Here is a 17,049-nt window from a genome sequence, read left to right on the forward strand (position 1 = left end):
TCATCTTAAAAATAACGACCGTTGCTTCTTTTTAACGTGGCGATAATCTTAAACGCCTAATGAAAGCGGTAAAAATATCAACAGCCCAGCCCTTCCATTTGTTTTAGTTACACTAAGAATATGTTTAGCTTTGCAAAATCAACAGCGAAAAATAAAGCCGTGCATAGGTATGGCTTTATTTTAAGGGATAAAACTAATCCGTTTGTAGCTATAGGCTGGAATGTGTTGCGTAATACAGTAAATATACCTCCACCCAATAGAATTTCACGAGCAGGAACACCTGTAATGAAATACTCAGGATACGTCTGCTGGGACAACTCTTGGACTTGCTCATCTGTACTTTCATCAAATGAAAGGAAAATAATTTATTGGTAGTACCTACAGGCTTTGTTGCACAAAGCTGTTCTTAAGGGCTTCTTCAGCAATATAATTTCCAAATGAAGAAGCCTACACACAAAATCTACCGCACAACCAATTGGCCCGCATATAACCGAGCTCTCATTAATCGTGGGAATATTGCCATTTGGTTCGATCCAAAAACACAATGGTATGCAGAACCTCAAGGCAAACAAGGTCGAAGTCAAACCTACTCCGACATAGCGATTCAATGCTGTTTGATGATCAAATCTCTATTTAGACTTACTTTACGCATGGTCACTGGCTTTGTTCAAAGCTTAATTAAACTTTGTGGATTAGATTGGACAGCACCAGATTACAGTACGCTTTGTAGAAGACAAAAGCATATTGATATTGCAATTAGTTATCAGAAAAACAGTGATGGGCTTCATCTACTCGTAGACTCTACTGGCTTAAAGTTTTTGGGCGAAGGTGAATGGAAACGTAAAAAGCATCAGTCTGAATATCGTCGCCAATGGTGTAAACTTCATATTGGTATAGATGCTAGAACCCTGCAAATACGAGCCGTTCAGCTCACGACCAACAATGTAAGTGATTCACAGGTGCTTGGGGATTTACTCAATCAGATTCCATTGGATGAGCAGATTGACTCCGTATATACCGATGGCGCTTATGACACCAAGCAATGCCGACAGGTCATTGCAGATCGGCAAGCACATGCAGTGATTCCACCTAGAAAAAATGCCAAGCCTTGGAAAGATAAAAAAGTTCATTCGCTAGAGCGAAATGAATTACTTCGCACTGTTAAACGTTTAGGCAGGACACTATGGAAAAAATGGTCGGGCTACCATCAGCGAAGTCTGGTTGAAACCAAGATGCACTGCATCAAATTATTAGGCGATAAACTCAGTGCTAGGAACTTTCAAAGCCAAGTCAACGAGGTACATGCTCGTATAGCCATTTTAAATAGATTTACAGAATTAGGCCGACCTCATACCCAAGTTGTCACTTAAATTTGAGCAACTTAGGAAAGCTCTATCTTTAAGGGCTTTATGCAACAAAGCCCTTTCTATCCAAATTTTTTCACAAGAAATTAAATATTGGATAATAAAATGGATTTTATACAAAAAATTTTAATGCTTCTTTTTTCCACTTCGCTGTGTATTACGAGCGCTTGGGCGGATGATCTTGTAGGCAACTGGAAAACGATTGATGATAAAACGGGTTTTCCAAGAGCCGTTATTAATATTAAACAAGAGAGTGATGGTACGTATACGGGAAAAATTGAAAAAATTTATGCTTTACCGAATGGGACCGAACCACTTGGACTTTGTGTTAAATGCAACGGAAATATGAAAAATAAACCAATGGTTGGCTTGAATATTCTGAATGGTTTTACTGAAAACAAAAATAAAAAAAATGAGTACGTCCATGGTCAGGTTCTCGACCCATTAACAGGTAACACTTACAAAGGTAAGATTAGAATGAATCAAAATGGTCGGACAATAACATTACGTGGTTATGTTGGTACTTCTCTTTTAGGTCGTAGCCAGACATGGATCAAAATGAATTAAAATTCTTCATGAGTAACTAGCTATTCAATGAGAATAGCTAGTTACTAAAAGTTAAGTAGCCTTAGACATCACGTAATCTTAGACAATACTTAATTTTATTATTCAAAGGTAGTGTTCAAAAAACTGTGTCATTTCCTTAAACTGTTAAAAACAGGAATGATGCACTATGGCAACTACATTTGATTTTGAAACAGCCTTAAAACAACTCCAGTCAGGACAAGCACTGACTGGAGAAAATGGCATACTCACCCCTTTAATTAAACAGCTGACCGAAGCTGCTCTTGAAGCAGAAATCGAGAATTACATTGAAGCGAATCCGAAACAAGGTAATCGCCGCAATGGCTATACTCGCAAGACAGTAAAATCTACATCAGGTTCATTTGAGCTTGAAACCCCTAGAGATCGAAATGGTGAATTTGAGCCACAGTTAGTTAAAAAGAACCAGACCAAATTATCAGAAGAAATTGACAATAAAATCATATCACTCTATGCACTTGGTATGAGCTATCGTGATATTCAAAAGCATGTTGCTGATATGTATGGATTGGAGATTTCAGATGGTGCTATCACCAATATTACAGATAAGCTCCTCCCTCAGTTACAAGCATGGAAACAACGCCCACTCGATACAATTTATCCCTTTGTTTGGTTAGATGCCATACATTACAAAGTGAAGGATAAAGGTGTTTATGTGAGCAAAGCGATCTATACCATTTTAGCTTTAAATGTTGAAGGTAAGAAGGAACTACTCGGCTTGCATTTGTCGGAAAGCGAAGGGGCGAACCATTGGCTTAGTGTACTGACAGACCTACAAAATCGTGGTGTTCAGGATATTCTGATTGCCTGTGTAGATGGACTAAAAGGTTTCCCCGAAGCCATAGCAGCGATTTACCCTCAAACAGAAATACAACTGTGTATCGTTCATCAAATCCGTAATTCTTTACGCTATGTTGCCAGTAAAGATCAGAAGGCATTTATGGCTGATTTAAAGCCAATTTACCGTGCTGATACCAAAGGGGCGGCAGAAGTAGCACTGGATGAGCTAGAAGAAAAATGGGGCGAAAAATATGGTGTGGTCATTCAGTCATGGCGTACCAAATGGCATCTACTATCCGCCTATTTCAAATACCCTAAAGCGATTAGGAAGCCGATTTACACCACCAATGCCGTTGAAGCCGTACATCGTCAATTCCGCAAACTAACCAAAACCAAAGGAGCTTTCCCCAATGAGGATAGTCTGATGAAATTACTGTATATTGGTATTCAACAGGCATCAGAAAAATGGACAATGCCTATTCAGGAATGGGGACAAACCATTACTCAATTATCCATTTACTTTGAAGGTCGATTAGATGATATAATTAAAATCTAGTCAAATTTACTGACACAGAACTTTGAACGCCCTCAATTCAAAGCCTGAACCGACTGCTGCAATCATTTCTGAATATCCTGCACATGTGTCAAATCATGTGTTTGTTGATGTTGCTCTGGTTTGGACTCATCTGCATAAAACTTCTCCACGATATCCAAGCCCTCTTCTCCACCTGCCTCAAAGCTGGCATTGCCATAGCCGTGTAGTGCCACATGATCTAAAGCCACCTGATAAAACCCTGCTGCTTTGCTTTGTTCATCGATCTGCTTAGCTGAAGTAATGGCCTCACTTAAGTTCACTCCTATGCAAAAAAGAATAGACGATATTTGTCTAGGAGAGTGGTGGCAGTCCAAAAGATGGTTTTGTGTGTCTAGAGTTTTGGTGGCTATTCAATTTAAGCCTTCATTTCTAATTATCAAAGGGAAAATTAATTAAAAAACAACTAAGAATTTATAGAAGAAATTTAAACTCAACTACTACATAATCCTAAAGAGTCTTATAAAGTTCTATTTGATGGAAATCAATCCAAATTTTTATGTGGGGTAGGTTGAGGGAAAAAATCACAGATAAGAAAAAAGCCCTTGTAAATACAAGGGCTTAATTCAAAATTTGGCGGAAGCGGTGAGATTCGAACTCACGGAGGGGTATAAGCCCTCGTCGGTTTTCAAGACCGGTGCATTAAACCGCTCTGCCACGCTTCCATGTGCGCCATCATACGGAGCTTTTGTTTTGATGACAAGCAAAACTTACCGTCAAAGCAACCAACTGCATATTGTTTCATCAAAAACTTATAATTTCGAAGCGATTTCTGCACCTTCTCGAATCGCACGCTTCGCATCTAGCTCAGCCGCCAATTTAGCACCACCAATAATGTGATAATTTGCTAGCGTATTTTGCTCGGTACTTGGCATCAGATCTTTCACTGACTCCTGTCCTGCACACACAACGATGGTATCGACACGGAGCAATTGATCTTGTCCTGCCATATCGACCCAAAGCCCTTCATCAGTCACAGCTTTGTACTGAACTCCACGTAGCATACGTACTGCATGCTTTTTCAACTGTGCGCGATGTACCCAACCCGAGGTTTTACCCAAACCTGCTCCAAGTGCAGAGGTTTTACGTTGCAATAAATAAATCTCACGAACAGGCGGATGAACTTCTGCGGCCTGCGTGCCTCCTTCGGAGACATAATTTGGATTTGGATCTACGCCCCATTCGCGTTGCCAATCAGCAAGCGGTTGTGGCTGAGGTTGATGCTCTGGTTTCAATAAATACTCAGACACATCAAAACCAATCCCCCCAGCACCAATCACCGCAACTTTTCGACCGACAGGAGCACCGCCTAACACTTCTGCATAAGACAGAACTTGCGGTAAGTGGCTCCCTTCAATACGTAATGCACGTGGCACAACACCAGTTGCAATGATAATTTCCTCAAAGCCTTCACGCTCAAGCTGCTCACGATTCACCTTAGTGTTTAAACGTAAGTCGACACCCGTTTTTTCAATCTGTACTTTGAAATAGCGAATAGTTTCATGAAACTCTTCTTTACCTGGTACAACTTTTGCCAAGTTGAACTGTCCACCCACCTCATGACCTGCTTCAAACAAAGTCACTGCATGTCCACGACTGGCTGCAACCGTCGCAGCCGACATGCCTGCGACACCACCGCCAACAACCGCAACCCGTTTCGGTTGTTTTGCCTTCACATAAACCAACTCAGTTTCAAACGCCGCACGCGGGTTGACTAAACATGTTGCACGTTGGTTTTTAAATGTATGATCTAAACACGCTTGGTTACAGGCGATACACGTATTGATTTCATCGACACGATTGGTCGCTGTTTTATTCACCCAAAAAGCATCTGCCAATAACGGACGCGCCATTTGCACCATATCCGCTTTGCCCGATGCCAAAATCTCTTCTGCCGTGTCTGGCATATTGATACGATTTGAAGCAATCACTGGCACAGCCACATGCTTTTTCACTTCTGCTGTATAATCAACAAAAGCTGCACGTGGCACAGAAGTCACGATGGTTGGAATCCGCGCTTCATGCCAGCCAATTCCTGTATTCAACAAAGTAATACCGGCTTTTTCTAGTGCTTGTGCAATGGTAATTACTTCTTGCATGGTATTGCCGTCATGCACTAAATCCAGCAATGACAAACGGAAGCAAATAATAAATTTCTCCCCGACTTGTGCACGTATCCCTTTAACGATTTCGACCGCAAAACGCATACGGTTTTCAATCGGTCCACCCCAACGATCTTCACGTTGGTTCACATGACGGCTTAAGAATTGATTCAGTAAATAACCTTCTGAACCCATAATTTCCACACCGTCATAGCCCGCCTTTTTCGCAAGACTGGCACAGTTAACGTAGTCATCAATGGTATTCAAGATTTGTTTTTCAGACATTTGACGCGGTTTAAAAGGCGAAATCGGTGATTTAATAGGGCTGGCAGAAACCACAAAAGGTTGGTAGCCATAACGTCCAGCATGCAAAATTTGCATTAAAATTTTTGCGCCATGCTTATGTACAGCATGTGTCACCAAACGATGCGGAGCAATATCTCCCAGCGTATTCATCGTACCGCCCGCAGGAAGAAGCCAACCTTGACGGTTTGGAGAAATCCCACCTGTAATAATCAGGCCAACACCGCCTTTAGCACGCTCACCAAAGTATGCAGCCAATTTTGGATAATTATAAAAACGATCTTCCAAGCCCGTATGCATGGAGCCCATCACCACACGGTTTTTAATCGTGGTAAAACCCAAGTGTAAGGGTTTCAAAATATGTGCATAGCTATTGGTTGTCATCATGAATCCTTATCTTTGGCTTTGCAACTTGTTGCATACTACTTTAGCTGTTTTTTAAAATATTGGGATGACAATTTATAAAAAATTCTTGGCATCTACGGTCAATTCGACTGAGCTCTCAGAAATATCTGACAATAAAAAAACCAGTGACGTTGCCCTCACTGGTTTCATTTTTTAGCCTGAAGCTCTTTACTGCCAATGCTTCAGCTTACTGGTTTGACCAATACCCACATTAAAACTATTGGTTGGATCAAGCTTTTCATAATGCGTTCGTAATGCAGGTTTTGCTACATACAAGTGTCCAACATTATGCTCGGCTGGGTATTCAGCACCTCGTGCATCCAATAAATGCCACATTTGGTGTTCCATCGCCAAAGGATCTACACCTTTTTTCACAATATAGTCCTGATGAAACACATGACATAAAAAATGACCATAATAGAGTTTATGAACAATCAGATCATCCATCTCTTTAGGTAAGGTTTCCACCCACTCTCGATCATTACGACGCAATGCGATATCCAGAGCTACAATATCTTCAACTTCTGAACGATGCGTATCCCGATAGCGAATTGCTGCACCTGCAACGGCAAAGCGATGTAAAAATGCTTTACGCCCTTCTTCCTCGGTACAGTGGAAAAAATCACCTGAGGTTTTATCTTGGAAATAACGTTTTAAAAAGCTTTCAACTTTCTCGACATCTTGGTTTTCAATCCGAATAACCAAATGATGTTCATATAGATCACGGAAAGCATTCATCCGTTTCGGTAAATGATTGGGCAGAAACTTGGTGATCAATTGCAGGACCTTATCTGAAAGTCCTTTCATACCAAATTTTTCTAAGTACGCATCGACCTTATCTTTCATTGCAAATGCAGCGGGTACTTTGGCTGTGCCGAGTTTTTCAATGAACATAAAGGTGTCTTTACCGTACTCTGCCCCAATGTCATACGCTACACGGTGGATATATTCTCCTGCAATCGGCAATCGCGGCAAATCTTTCAGTAAAAAACGGCGGATTTCGGTCAAATCATCATGTGAGTTGGTACCCACGTAGAACACCTGACTTGGAATTTTTTCAAAGGTATCTAAACGTACGGCAAAGACGCATACTTTACCTGCCGAACCCGATGCTTCATATAAACGAGACGGATCGGCATTAAAGCGTGCAGGCGTATTTTCATCAACTTGTTTAACATCATGTCCATAACGATGGTCCGAGGCACAGCAGCCTGAGTTATTGATAATATCGCCAATTTGATAATTCTTATTTTCAAGCTTGTTTAGAATTTCTTCAGGTGTTTCTCCGAGGTTCACCCCTAAATGATTCACTAATTCTAACTGACCGCCATCATTGACACGAGCGTACAAGGCTAACTCAGTATAAGCAGGACCACGACGTACCAAAGCACCGCCTGAGTTATTACAGACGCCACCTAAAACTGAAGCTCCAATACACGATGAACCAATCACCGAGTGCGGCTCCCGATTAAATGGCACCAATTCTTTTTCAAGTCGATCCAGTGTGGCACCAGGTAGACAAATCACTTGCTGACCGTCATTAATGACCTGAATGCCAACCAAACGACGGGTGCTGATTAGGACCACTGGACGGTCATAGTCATCGCCAAAAGGCGTTGAACCACCAGTCAAACCTGTATTGGCTGCTTGCATAATCACAATACAGTCTGCATCAACAGCTGCTTGTAGTACTTGCCACTGCTCAAGTAGTGACCCTGGTGCAACAACAGCCAGTACTTTCCCTGCACCATAACGACGGCCTTGGCGATATAAACGCGTGTCTTTATCATCGGTTAAAACATGTTGTTTACCCACAATAGTTATGAGCTTTTGAATAGTTTGCTGTGCGTCTAAATTGGATTGCATTTTATATCCTGCCCATTAATTTTTTGAGCTTTTCAATAAAGCTAGATTATGAAATAACACATTCATTTTTTAAGCGTATTCATCACGGTATTCGATGTCGTGTGGTGGCATGGATGCCGCCGTTGGGTCGGTGAGGAGTACAACTCCGCAAGAGGTCGTCTTGCGAAGCTTCGCTTCTCACGCCCAACAAAGGATTTTTGTTACTTTTCATCCATGAAAAGCAAGGTATTGCCTACGCAATTGAACTTAAATTTTTTAATTCAAAATGAGGCAAAGGATGCTGCTTTATATTCGCTCGCTGTTATTAGAGAGTTTTACTCGGCCAGCTCTCGTTCTAACTTCACTAAACAATCCGAAGTAATATCAGCAATGGTTTTTGCCCCTGTTAAGGTCATAGCAACACGCATTTCTTTATCAATTAATTCTAAAAGATTTGAAACACCTTCACCGCCTGCTGCACCGAGTGCATAAACAAAGGCGCGACCAAGCATGCACGTGTCCGCACCCAACGCCAGCATACGCACAACATCTAAACCATTACGAATACCCGAATCCGCGAGGATTTTAATATCACCCTTGACTGCATCTGCAATTGGCGGAAGCGCGCGTGCAGAAGATAAAACGCCATCGAGCTGACGACCACCATGGTTTGAAACCACAATTCCATCTGCACCGAAACGCACTGCATCTTTGGCATCTTCAGGATCTAGAATTCCTTTAATGACCATTGGGCCATCCCAAAACTCACGAATCCACTCAAGATCTTTCCACGAAATAGACGGATCGAAGTTTGAACCTAACCAACCAATATAATCTTCTAGACCTGTAGGCTTACCTAAGTATTTTGAAATATTACCCAAGTCATGCGGACGTCCCATCATGCCGACATTCCACGCCCAGTGTGGATGGAAACACGACTGCATATAACGACGCATTGCAGCATTCGGACCACTCATACCCGAGTGGGCATCACGGTAACGCGCGCCAGGAACAGGCATATCCACAGTAAACACCAAGGTTGAACAGCCCGCTGCTTTAGCACGTTCCAAAGCATTTTTCATAAAACCACGGTCACGTAGCACATAAAGCTGGAACCACATTGGACGCTGAATCGCAGGCGCAACTTCCTCAATTGGACATACTGAAACGGTAGACAGCGTAAATGGTATGCCCTTTTTATCTGCAGCAACCGCAGCTTGAACTTCACCACGACGCGCATACATTCCTGTTAAACCCACAGGCGATAATGCAACTGGCATTGACAATGTTTCATCAAACAGTTTGGTTTCTAAACTTAACTGTGACATGTCATTCAGTACACGCTGACGCAAAGCAATTTTTGATAAATCTTCTACATTGCGCTTCAGGGTGTATTCTGCATACGCACCACCATCGATGTAATGGAATAAAAATGGCGGTAAACGACGGCGTGCCGCTTCACGATAGTCATTGGCAGAAGAAATAATCATGCTTATATCCTGTTTAATCGACTGGCGCGCTGACGACGAGCTTCTTCTTCATCAATCATTCGCACCTGTTGTACTACAAACTCAATGTGTCCACAGACTGCTTTACGTGCAGCTTCTGGATCACGACGTTCAATTGCATTCATGACTTGAAAGTGCTGATCATGCAATTGATCAAAACGGTGTGCCTCGCTATAGACTTTTCGGCGTCCCAAAGCGACGTTGAACTGCAACAAATCAAACAGACCACGCATCATCTGAATCAAGACCAAATTATGAGATGCTTCAGCAATCGCCAAATGAAATTTCGCATCTGCACGGGCTGCTTCGTCATCATCTCCCAAGGCCTGAAAATGATTAATCTGATCATAATGATATCGGATGTTCACCATATCTTCTTTGGTCGCGCGTTGTGCTGCATACCAAGTTGTTCCACCTTCTAAAATAATGCGCGCCTCTTGCACATCAAATCGGTAGGCAGGATCCTGACTCATCAAATTACTAATTGGTTGTACAATTTGATAACTGGACCAGGTTGCTGGTAATTGTTTTAAAAAAGTTCCCGCTCCCACTTTGCTGACCAACATACCCATACTGGTCAACTGTGAAATAGCCTCTCTTAAAGAAGAGCGAGAGACTTGAAGCTGTTCACACAGTTTTCTTTCAGCAGGCAGACGGTCTCCAACTTGCATATTGCTTTGTTCAATCAATACACGCAGGCTTTGTACAGCTTTATCGGAGACTTTCATCTGCTTTCCTTAACGTTAATACACAATTTGTGTTATGGAATCATCCATGGGAACACATAAGCTTGTAGGGTAATCATAATACCCATCATGATTGTGAACGTTATACTGTGTTTTAAGGTAAAACGGAATAAATCAGACTCTTTACCAACGAGTCCCACCGCCGCACATGCAATCGCAATTGATTGAGGAGAAATCATCTTACCCGTCACACCACCACTGGTATTGGCTGCAACCAATAAAACTTCTGGAACACCAATTTGCTGAGCTGTAGTGGCTTGAAGTGCTGAAAACAGTGCATTGGCAGAAGTATCTGAACCTGTGAGGAATACACCCAACCAGCCCAAGAAAGGCGAGAAGAACGTAAATGCTGAACCTGTATGTGCAAGAGCCAAAGCCAAGGTCGAAGACATACCTGAATAATTTGCGATAAAAGCAAAAGACAACACCATACCAATTGAATAAATTGGAACTTTCAACTCATTCAGAGTTTCACCAAAAGTCACCACAGCATCTTTGGGCTTCATCTTCAAAAAGGCAATGGTAATCAATGCTGCAATAAAAATTGCAGTTCCTGTAGCCGAAATCCAATCAAACTTATAAATCGCATCATAATCTTTAATTTCAGCAACTACAGGTGGCATTTTTTGAATCATTTGATGCAAAAATGGCACTTTGATTGAAATCACGAGATCATGCAATGCACCGTCTTTGGCAAATAAATCCTTAAACGGTTTCACACTCCAGATCGTCACCATCACAGTTAAAATGGCGAATGGAGACCATGCTTTTGCAATTTGTCCTACAGTGTATTTTTGCTGTTTTTGTGCAGCCACATCTTCACTCATCGTTGCGTCTTGATCTGCAAAACGGAAAATGTGCTTCGGCTGCCAATATTTAAATAAAATTGTTAAGGAAACCAAGGATGCAATTGCAGCCGTGATATCAGGTAATTCTGGACCGACAAAGTTAGAAGTTAAGTATTGCGCAATTGCAAAGCTACTTGCCCCCACCACAACGGCTGGCCATGTTTCTTTAACACCACGCCAGCCGTCCATAATTGCCATAATCCAGAACAATACGATTGGCACCATAAATGGTAACTGACGGCCCACCATTTGGCTGATTTCCATCGTATCGACACCAGATACTTGTCCAGCAACAATAATAGGAATACCCATCGCACCAAAAGCCACAGGTGCTGTGTTTACGATTAAGCACAAACCTGCTGCATATAAAGGTTTAAAGCCTAAACCTACTAATAGTGCTGCGGTAATTGCCACAGGCGCACCAAAGCCTGCCGCACCCTCCAAGAAAGTACCGAAAGCAAAGCCCACCAACAGCATTTGTAAACGCTGATCTTCAGTAATTGAGAGAATAGAAGAACGAATGATATCAAACTGGCCTGTCTTCACTGAAATTTTATACAGGAATACAGCACCAATAATGATCCACGCAATCGGCCATAAACCGTAGAGGAAACCATAAGCCATCGATGCAAATGCCATCAGCATAGGCATCTTATAGGCGAATAAAGAGACGAGAAGAGCAAGCACAACGGTGATCGTACCTGCCACACTGCCTTTTAAACGAAATACTGCGAGCGCCAAGAAGAAGAAGATAATCGGAATCAGTGCAATTAGACTTGAAATCCAAATATTCCCCATCGGGTCATACATTTGCTGCCATTGAAGCATTGTCATCTCCTTGAAATGCTTACTAAGATTTAATTTTGAGCATATTATTGGTACTTTTGCCAATATTGGACAGACCAATATGAGCAACCGTAAAGAGAAACAAACCAATAATGACTTATACTTGGCTTATTTTGATTTAAAATGAAGTAAAACTTCAAATAAAATTTAATATTGGTATGACCAATATTAGCTACCCTTATAAACCAGATCATATTTCAATCAAATTAATATCATTGTTTTTACTAATTTTTTTATATAAATAATGCCAACTTTAGACTTTAGTCTAATAATATAAAAATAATCACCCAACTTAAATCCAGCTTAATATTCAAAAATGGGAAAAATCACACAATATTGGTAATACCAATTTAAAAACAAACAGACCTCAACACTTTTTTGATTAATTTATAGACCAAACACCCTCTAGAAAGACAAAAATTGACCACACATTATAAAAACCGATTTTATTCAGAATTTTATTAAGCAGTATCGATATACACATGAACTTTAATATTTTTAAAGCCCTATGATTTTTTAGAAAAACCATTTGGAAAAGTGCTACAATCACGGACATATGTATTCTTTCAGGCCACCCATTCTCGGTGCCTATATTTATATCGTTAGGATTAACAATGACTGATAATGCAACTATCTTGCAGAATGTCCCAGTTGGCAAAAAAGTTGGTATTGCCTTCTCTGGTGGTCTAGATACTTCAGCTGCACTTTTGTGGATGAAACAAAAAGGCGCAGAACCTTATGCTTATACAGCAAACTTAGGTCAGCCTGATGAAGATGACTACGATGCGATTCCCAAAAAAGCGGAAGCTTACGGTGCAGTAAAAGCACGTTTAGTCGACTGCCGTTTACAGCTTGCACTTGAAGGTATTGCAGCGATTCAGTGTGGTGCATTCCATATCAGCACTGGCGGTATGCCATATTTCAACACGACGCCATTGGGTCGTGCAGTGACAGGTACTATGCTTGTAACTGCAATGAAAGAAGATGACGTCAACATCTGGGGTGATGGTTCAACTTATAAAGGTAACGACATTGAGCGTTTCTACCGCTATGGTTTGTTGACCAACCCTGCACTTAAAATTTACAAACCATGGTTAGACCAAACCTTTATTGATGAATTAGGTGGCCGTGCAGAAATGTCACAGTTCCTCATCGACAATGGTTTTGACTACAAAATGTCAAAAGAGAAAGCTTACTCAACTGACTCAAACATGTTGGGTGCTACTCACGAAGCAAAAGATCTTGAATACCTCAATGCAGGTATCAAAATTGTTGACCCAATCATGGGCGTTGCATTCTGGAAAGACGACGTAGAGGTTAAAGCTGAAGAAGTATCTATTACTTTTGAAGAAGGCTTCCCTGTTGCAATCAATGGTCAACGTATCGAAGACCCTGTTGAGTTCATTCTTGAAGCCAACCGTATTGGTGGTCGTCATGGTCTAGGTATGTCTGACCAAATCGAAAACCGTATTATTGAAGCAAAATCTCGCGGTATTTATGAAGCACCAGGTATGGCACTTCTACATATTGCTTATGAGCGCTTGGTTACTGGTATTCATAACGAAGACACGATTGAACAGTACCGTATTAACGGTCTACGTTTAGGTCGTTTACTTTACCAAGGTCGTTGGTTTGACTCTCAAGCATTAATGCTTCGTGAAACTGCACAGCGTTGGGTTGCAAAAGCGATCACTGGTACTGTGACTTTAGAACTTCGTCGTGGTAATGACTACACCATTATGAACACTGAGTCTGAAAACCTCACTTATGAAGCTGAGCGTTTGACGATGGAGAAAGGTGATTCAATGTTTACGCCAATGGATCGTATTGGTCAGTTAACTATGCGTAACTTGGACATCACAGATACTCGTGCGAAACTTGGTATTTATACCAATACTGGTTTGCTTGCAGTCGGTACAGGTTCTGCTGTTCCACAACTAAAAGACAAAAACAAATAAGTTTGTTGAATGTCAAAAAAACCGCTCTTATGAGCGGTTTTTTATGTTTCAGTGATTTATTCTATACAAGGGGATGTGGATAAAGGCTGATAATAAATCTGATTACGCCCCAATTGCTTGGCGCGGTATAAAGCCTGATCTGCGATCCTCAACAACTCGACTTTGCTCAAATCCACCTCGCCTTTAAAGACCGTAATCCCTAAACTAATGGTGACAAATGGCGATACTTCAGACATTTCATGCGGAATTTCCAACCGCTCAATCGCTCGGTAAATATTCGAAGCAACCGCATAAGCGCCATGTGCATCGGTTTCCGGCAATAAAACTACGAATTCTTCGCCACCATAACGCGCTACAAAATCCATATGTCGAATCGCATTTTTAATAGATTTTGCAATCGATGAAATCACATCATCACCCTTTTGGTGACCATAACAGTCATTATATTTTTTGAAGAAATCAACATCAATAAACAAAATCGATAAAGGTGTTTCATCCTGACGGGATTGCTCATAATAGGTATCCATCATTTCGTCAAAATTACGCCGATTTGAGATCTTTGTCAGTTCATCATTCTGACTCAAATGCAACAACTCTGAGGTATGTATTCGATGTATCTTTTCACTAATTTTAGCACGGCGAATATTTAAAAAAATGATGCGCTCGCGAGCATAAATCATACGACTAATGATAAACCCCAGCAAACAGCTACCAAACATCACACGCCCCATCACGATCGCATCAAACTTAACTAAAGTCGAAATGAGCACTAAAAATGAAACCCCAGCAGCTACTATGCCTGTGATAAAAACATATCCTGGTTTTACCCCAGTCAGTAAAAACCCCAATACATAAATCATGCAGATAATCATCATTGCTTGATGGCGCAATGCTTCTGTATGCACCGACATGGTCAACCAAGTCGTCGAAACTACAGCCCAAAACACAGCAAACATGGCTGCATAGGAAAAAAAAGGCTTTAGTTTAGTAAAGTGTGAAAAAACATAAAGAAATAAAAGACAAACAGCCCCATTTAGCAACCCCAGTAAACAATGAATAAAATCTTCTTTAAAATGAGAATGCTCAATAATCCAGTAATCCCCTGGAATCGTAAAAATGGCAAAAATAAAATAAGCCAAAACACCAGACCAAAGAAAATCATTAATATTTCGGCGCGCGCGCTCTAAGTTTAATCGCCAAAACTCTTGTTCTAATTTCTGAGGAAAAACCTGACCAATACGACGGTTATGTCGTGTAATCAGCTCTTCCATTTTTTCTTTATCGTACTGAAGTTTGGCGAGGTTGTATTTGTATTCCATACCAGACCAGATTTAATTCTTGTAGTTGCTTAAAAATAACACAAATTTACAAAGATTAATCATAATAATCAGACAAGATGCCTTTATTTGTCATTACCATTTTTGCTGTATATGCATTATCATCTGTTTTATTTCTTTGACAGAAATCACCTTGAATACGATTACGATTCTCCAGCCAGATGATTGGCACGCCCACCTTCGTGATGGTCTTGCATTACAACGTACTGTTCCCGATTTAGCCAAGCAGTTTTCCCGCGCTATTTGTATGCCAAATACTGTACCTCCTGTCAAAACGGTTGAGGAAGCGAATGCGTATCGCGAACGCATCATGGCGCACGTACCAGAAGGTAATGCTTTCGACCCACGCATGGTATTGTATTTTACTGATACAACTTCGCCTGAAGAAGTAAAGAAGATTAAAAACTCTGAGTTTGTAAATGCGATTAAACTCTACCCTGCTGGTGCGACTACCAACTCTGACAATGGCGTGAGCGATATTCGTAAAGTCTATGCTGTCATTGAGCAACTCGAAGAGCACCAAGTTCCCTTATTGTTACATGGCGAAGTTACGCATAATCATGTCGATATTTTCGACCGTGAAAAGCGCTTCTTAGATGAAGTTCTTTCTCCATTGCTAAAACAATTCCCAAAACTGAAGTTGGTTTTAGAACACATTACCACCAGTGAAGCAGCAAACTTTGTTTTAGAACAAGACCGCAATGTGGCTGCAACCATTACTCCACAGCATTTACTGTTTAACCGTAATGATATGTTGGTTGGAGGTATTAAACCGCACTTCTATTGCTTACCGATTTTAAAACGTCAAACGCATCAGCAAACTTTGCTCGAAGTTGCGACCAGTGCCAACCCTAAGTTTTTCTTAGGCACAGACAGTGCACCACACTCTAAAAATGCCAAAGAAAATGCATGTGGATGTGCAGGTTGCTACAGCGCACCAACTGCAATTGAACTTTATGCTCAAGCATTCGATCAAGTGGGTAAGCTTGAACGCCTTGAAGGTTTTGCCAGCCACTTTGGTGCAGACTTTTACGGTCTACCGCGCAATACTTCAACAATTACACTGGTAAAAGAAGACCAAGTCATCCCTGAGAGTTTAGACTATTTGGATGGTGAACAAATTATTCCGCTGTATGCGGGTAAAACCATTCAATGGAGAAAAGTGTGACAAATGAAACATTGCCAATAATTGGTCAGCGTTTCCGTGGCTTTCTACCTGTTGTTGTCGATGTCGAAACAGCAGGTTTTAATGCACAGACCGATGCCTTATTGGAAATTGCTGCAATTCCGATTATTTATAATGAAGAAGGTCAGTTTGTACCGGGTCCTGCGCATCATGCGCATATCAACCCCTTTGAAGGTGCTAATCTAGACCGTCGCTCATTGGACTTTATTGGTATTGATCCCTTTAATCCCATGCGTATGGCGATGGCTGAAGACGAAAAAACAGCATTAAAACGTATTTTTAAAGCCGTCAATGAAGTCCGTCGCCAGCAGAACTGTACCCATGCAGTCTTGGTCGGCCATAACGCTCACTTTGATTTAGGCTTTGTACAAGCAGCGATTGCACGTACAGGGACTAAAAATCAAAACCCATTTCACAGTTTCTCTGTATTTGACACCGTCACCTTAAGTGCTGTGATGTTTGGTCAAACCGTTCTTGCGAAGTCATGTATTCAAGCAGGGATTGAGTTCGATGGTAGAGAGGCCCACTCGGCTTTATACGACACTCAAAAGACCGCCGAACTGTTCTGTTATATTTTAAACAAACTCGCGCCACACCTACTTGACACCCTGGTGGCGGATCAATAA

The 17,049-nt window shown here is 41.3% G+C and carries 12 protein-coding genes, 1 tRNA gene and 2 pseudogenes; 6 read left to right on the top strand and 9 right to left on the bottom strand.

The window, feature by feature from the left end:
* Window positions 1-180: 180 nt before the first annotated feature.
* Window positions 181-365, bottom strand: a pseudogene (locus tag CDG62_RS19665) (agmatine deiminase family protein); the annotation flags it as partial.
* Between the two features lie 72 nt (window positions 366-437).
* Between CDG62_RS19665 and CDG62_RS13375 the strand changes: the two are divergent.
* The 3 genes from CDG62_RS13375 to CDG62_RS13385 all read left to right on the top strand — a co-directional run bounded on the left by CDG62_RS13375 (window position 438) and on the right by CDG62_RS13385 (window position 3,303).
* On the top strand, window positions 438-1,370 hold the full coding sequence (locus CDG62_RS13375; protein WP_087528927.1) for an IS5 family transposase: 933 nt from the start codon (window positions 438-440) through the stop codon (window positions 1,368-1,370).
* A 99-nt stretch (window positions 1,371-1,469) separates the two neighbouring features.
* Window positions 1,470-1,931 (top strand): DUF2147 domain-containing protein, encoded by a 462-nt coding sequence (locus CDG62_RS13380; protein ID WP_228254395.1) that lies wholly within the window; start codon window positions 1,470-1,472, stop codon window positions 1,929-1,931.
* A 166-nt stretch (window positions 1,932-2,097) separates the two neighbouring features.
* The gene (locus CDG62_RS13385; RefSeq protein WP_004973108.1) at window positions 2,098-3,303 is read left to right on the top strand and encodes an IS256 family transposase; all 1,206 of its coding nucleotides are present in this window, start codon (window positions 2,098-2,100) and stop codon (window positions 3,301-3,303) included.
* Between the two features lie 62 nt (window positions 3,304-3,365).
* Here CDG62_RS13385 and CDG62_RS13390 read toward each other — a convergent pair.
* The 7 genes and pseudogenes from CDG62_RS13390 to lldP form a co-directional block, all read right to left on the bottom strand.
* A pseudogene (locus CDG62_RS13390) lies at window positions 3,366-3,605 on the bottom strand (hydrolase or metal-binding protein); the annotation flags it as partial.
* A 308-nt stretch (window positions 3,606-3,913) separates the two neighbouring features.
* Window positions 3,914-4,004, bottom strand: a tRNA-Ser gene (locus CDG62_RS13395).
* An 87-nt stretch (window positions 4,005-4,091) separates the two neighbouring features.
* Complete coding sequence (locus CDG62_RS13400; protein WP_087528812.1) at window positions 4,092-6,128, bottom strand: NADPH-dependent 2,4-dienoyl-CoA reductase; 2,037 nt, start codon at window positions 6,126-6,128, stop codon at window positions 4,092-4,094.
* A gap of 189 nt (window positions 6,129-6,317) precedes the next feature.
* Window positions 6,318-8,015: a D-lactate dehydrogenase gene (gene dld, locus CDG62_RS13405; RefSeq protein ID WP_087528813.1), complete on the bottom strand. Its 1,698-nt coding sequence runs from the start codon at window positions 8,013-8,015 to the stop codon at window positions 6,318-6,320.
* Window positions 8,016-8,329: 314 nt separating this feature from the next.
* Entirely contained in the window at window positions 8,330-9,484 is a 1,155-nt protein-coding gene (lldD, locus tag CDG62_RS13410; protein WP_062034458.1) for an FMN-dependent L-lactate dehydrogenase LldD, read from the bottom strand.
* 2 nt (window positions 9,485-9,486) lie between these two features.
* Window positions 9,487-10,230 (bottom strand): transcriptional regulator LldR, encoded by a 744-nt coding sequence (gene lldR, locus CDG62_RS13415; RefSeq protein ID WP_087528814.1) that lies wholly within the window; start codon window positions 10,228-10,230, stop codon window positions 9,487-9,489.
* Between the two features lie 32 nt (window positions 10,231-10,262).
* Window positions 10,263-11,930 carry an L-lactate permease gene (gene lldP, locus CDG62_RS13420; protein WP_171405714.1) on the bottom strand — a complete coding sequence of 556 codons (1,668 nt, stop codon included), beginning with the start codon at window positions 11,928-11,930 and terminating at the stop codon, window positions 10,263-10,265.
* Window positions 11,931-12,556: 626 nt separating this feature from the next.
* On the opposite strand from lldP, the gene argG reads away from it, so the two are divergent.
* Window positions 12,557-13,900, top strand: coding sequence for an argininosuccinate synthase (gene argG, locus CDG62_RS13425; RefSeq protein ID WP_087528816.1), 1,344 nt, complete (start codon window positions 12,557-12,559; stop codon window positions 13,898-13,900).
* A gap of 56 nt (window positions 13,901-13,956) precedes the next feature.
* On the opposite strand, the gene CDG62_RS13430 is transcribed toward argG, so the two are convergent.
* The gene (locus tag CDG62_RS13430) at window positions 13,957-15,219 is read right to left on the bottom strand and encodes a GGDEF domain-containing protein (protein WP_087528817.1); all 1,263 of its coding nucleotides are present in this window, start codon (window positions 15,217-15,219) and stop codon (window positions 13,957-13,959) included.
* A 151-nt stretch (window positions 15,220-15,370) separates the two neighbouring features.
* On the opposite strand from CDG62_RS13430, the gene pyrC reads away from it, so the two are divergent.
* Window positions 15,371-16,405 (top strand): dihydroorotase, encoded by a 1,035-nt coding sequence (gene pyrC, locus CDG62_RS13435; protein ID WP_087528822.1) that lies wholly within the window; start codon window positions 15,371-15,373, stop codon window positions 16,403-16,405.
* The gene (rnt, locus tag CDG62_RS13440) at window positions 16,390-17,049 is read left to right on the top strand and encodes a ribonuclease T (RefSeq protein WP_005399764.1); all 660 of its coding nucleotides are present in this window, start codon (window positions 16,390-16,392) and stop codon (window positions 17,047-17,049) included. Before pyrC ends, rnt begins: the two co-directional genes overlap by 16 nt.

The sequence above is a fragment of the Acinetobacter sp. WCHA55 genome, assembly GCF_002165305.2.
Taxonomy (GTDB): Bacteria; Pseudomonadota; Gammaproteobacteria; order Pseudomonadales; family Moraxellaceae; genus Acinetobacter.

What these genes read in the sequence shown, in the direction of transcription:
- CDG62_RS13430 (WP_087528817.1), bottom strand. Translation starts at nt 15,219, where the DNA reads ATGGAATACAAATACAACCTCGCCAAACTTCAGTACGATAAAGAAAAA.
- dld (WP_087528813.1), bottom strand. Translation starts at nt 8,015, where the DNA reads ATGCAATCCAATTTAGACGCACAGCAAACTATTCAAAAGCTCATAACT.
- lldR (WP_087528814.1), bottom strand. Translation starts at nt 10,230, where the DNA reads ATGAAAGTCTCCGATAAAGCTGTACAAAGCCTGCGTGTATTGATTGAA.
- argG (WP_087528816.1), top strand. Translation starts at nt 12,557, where the DNA reads ATGACTGATAATGCAACTATCTTGCAGAATGTCCCAGTTGGCAAAAAA.
- lldD (WP_062034458.1), bottom strand. Translation starts at nt 9,484, where the DNA reads ATGATTATTTCTTCTGCCAATGACTATCGTGAAGCGGCACGCCGTCGT.
- CDG62_RS13400 (WP_087528812.1), bottom strand. Translation starts at nt 6,128, where the DNA reads ATGACAACCAATAGCTATGCACATATTTTGAAACCCTTACACTTGGGT.
- rnt (WP_005399764.1), top strand. Translation starts at nt 16,390, where the DNA reads ATGGAGAAAAGTGTGACAAATGAAACATTGCCAATAATTGGTCAGCGT.
- CDG62_RS13380 (WP_228254395.1), top strand. Translation starts at nt 1,470, where the DNA reads ATGGATTTTATACAAAAAATTTTAATGCTTCTTTTTTCCACTTCGCTG.
- CDG62_RS13375 (WP_087528927.1), top strand. Translation starts at nt 438, where the DNA reads ATGAAGAAGCCTACACACAAAATCTACCGCACAACCAATTGGCCCGCA.
- lldP (WP_171405714.1), bottom strand. Translation starts at nt 11,930, where the DNA reads ATGACAATGCTTCAATGGCAGCAAATGTATGACCCGATGGGGAATATT.
- CDG62_RS13385 (WP_004973108.1), top strand. Translation starts at nt 2,098, where the DNA reads ATGGCAACTACATTTGATTTTGAAACAGCCTTAAAACAACTCCAGTCA.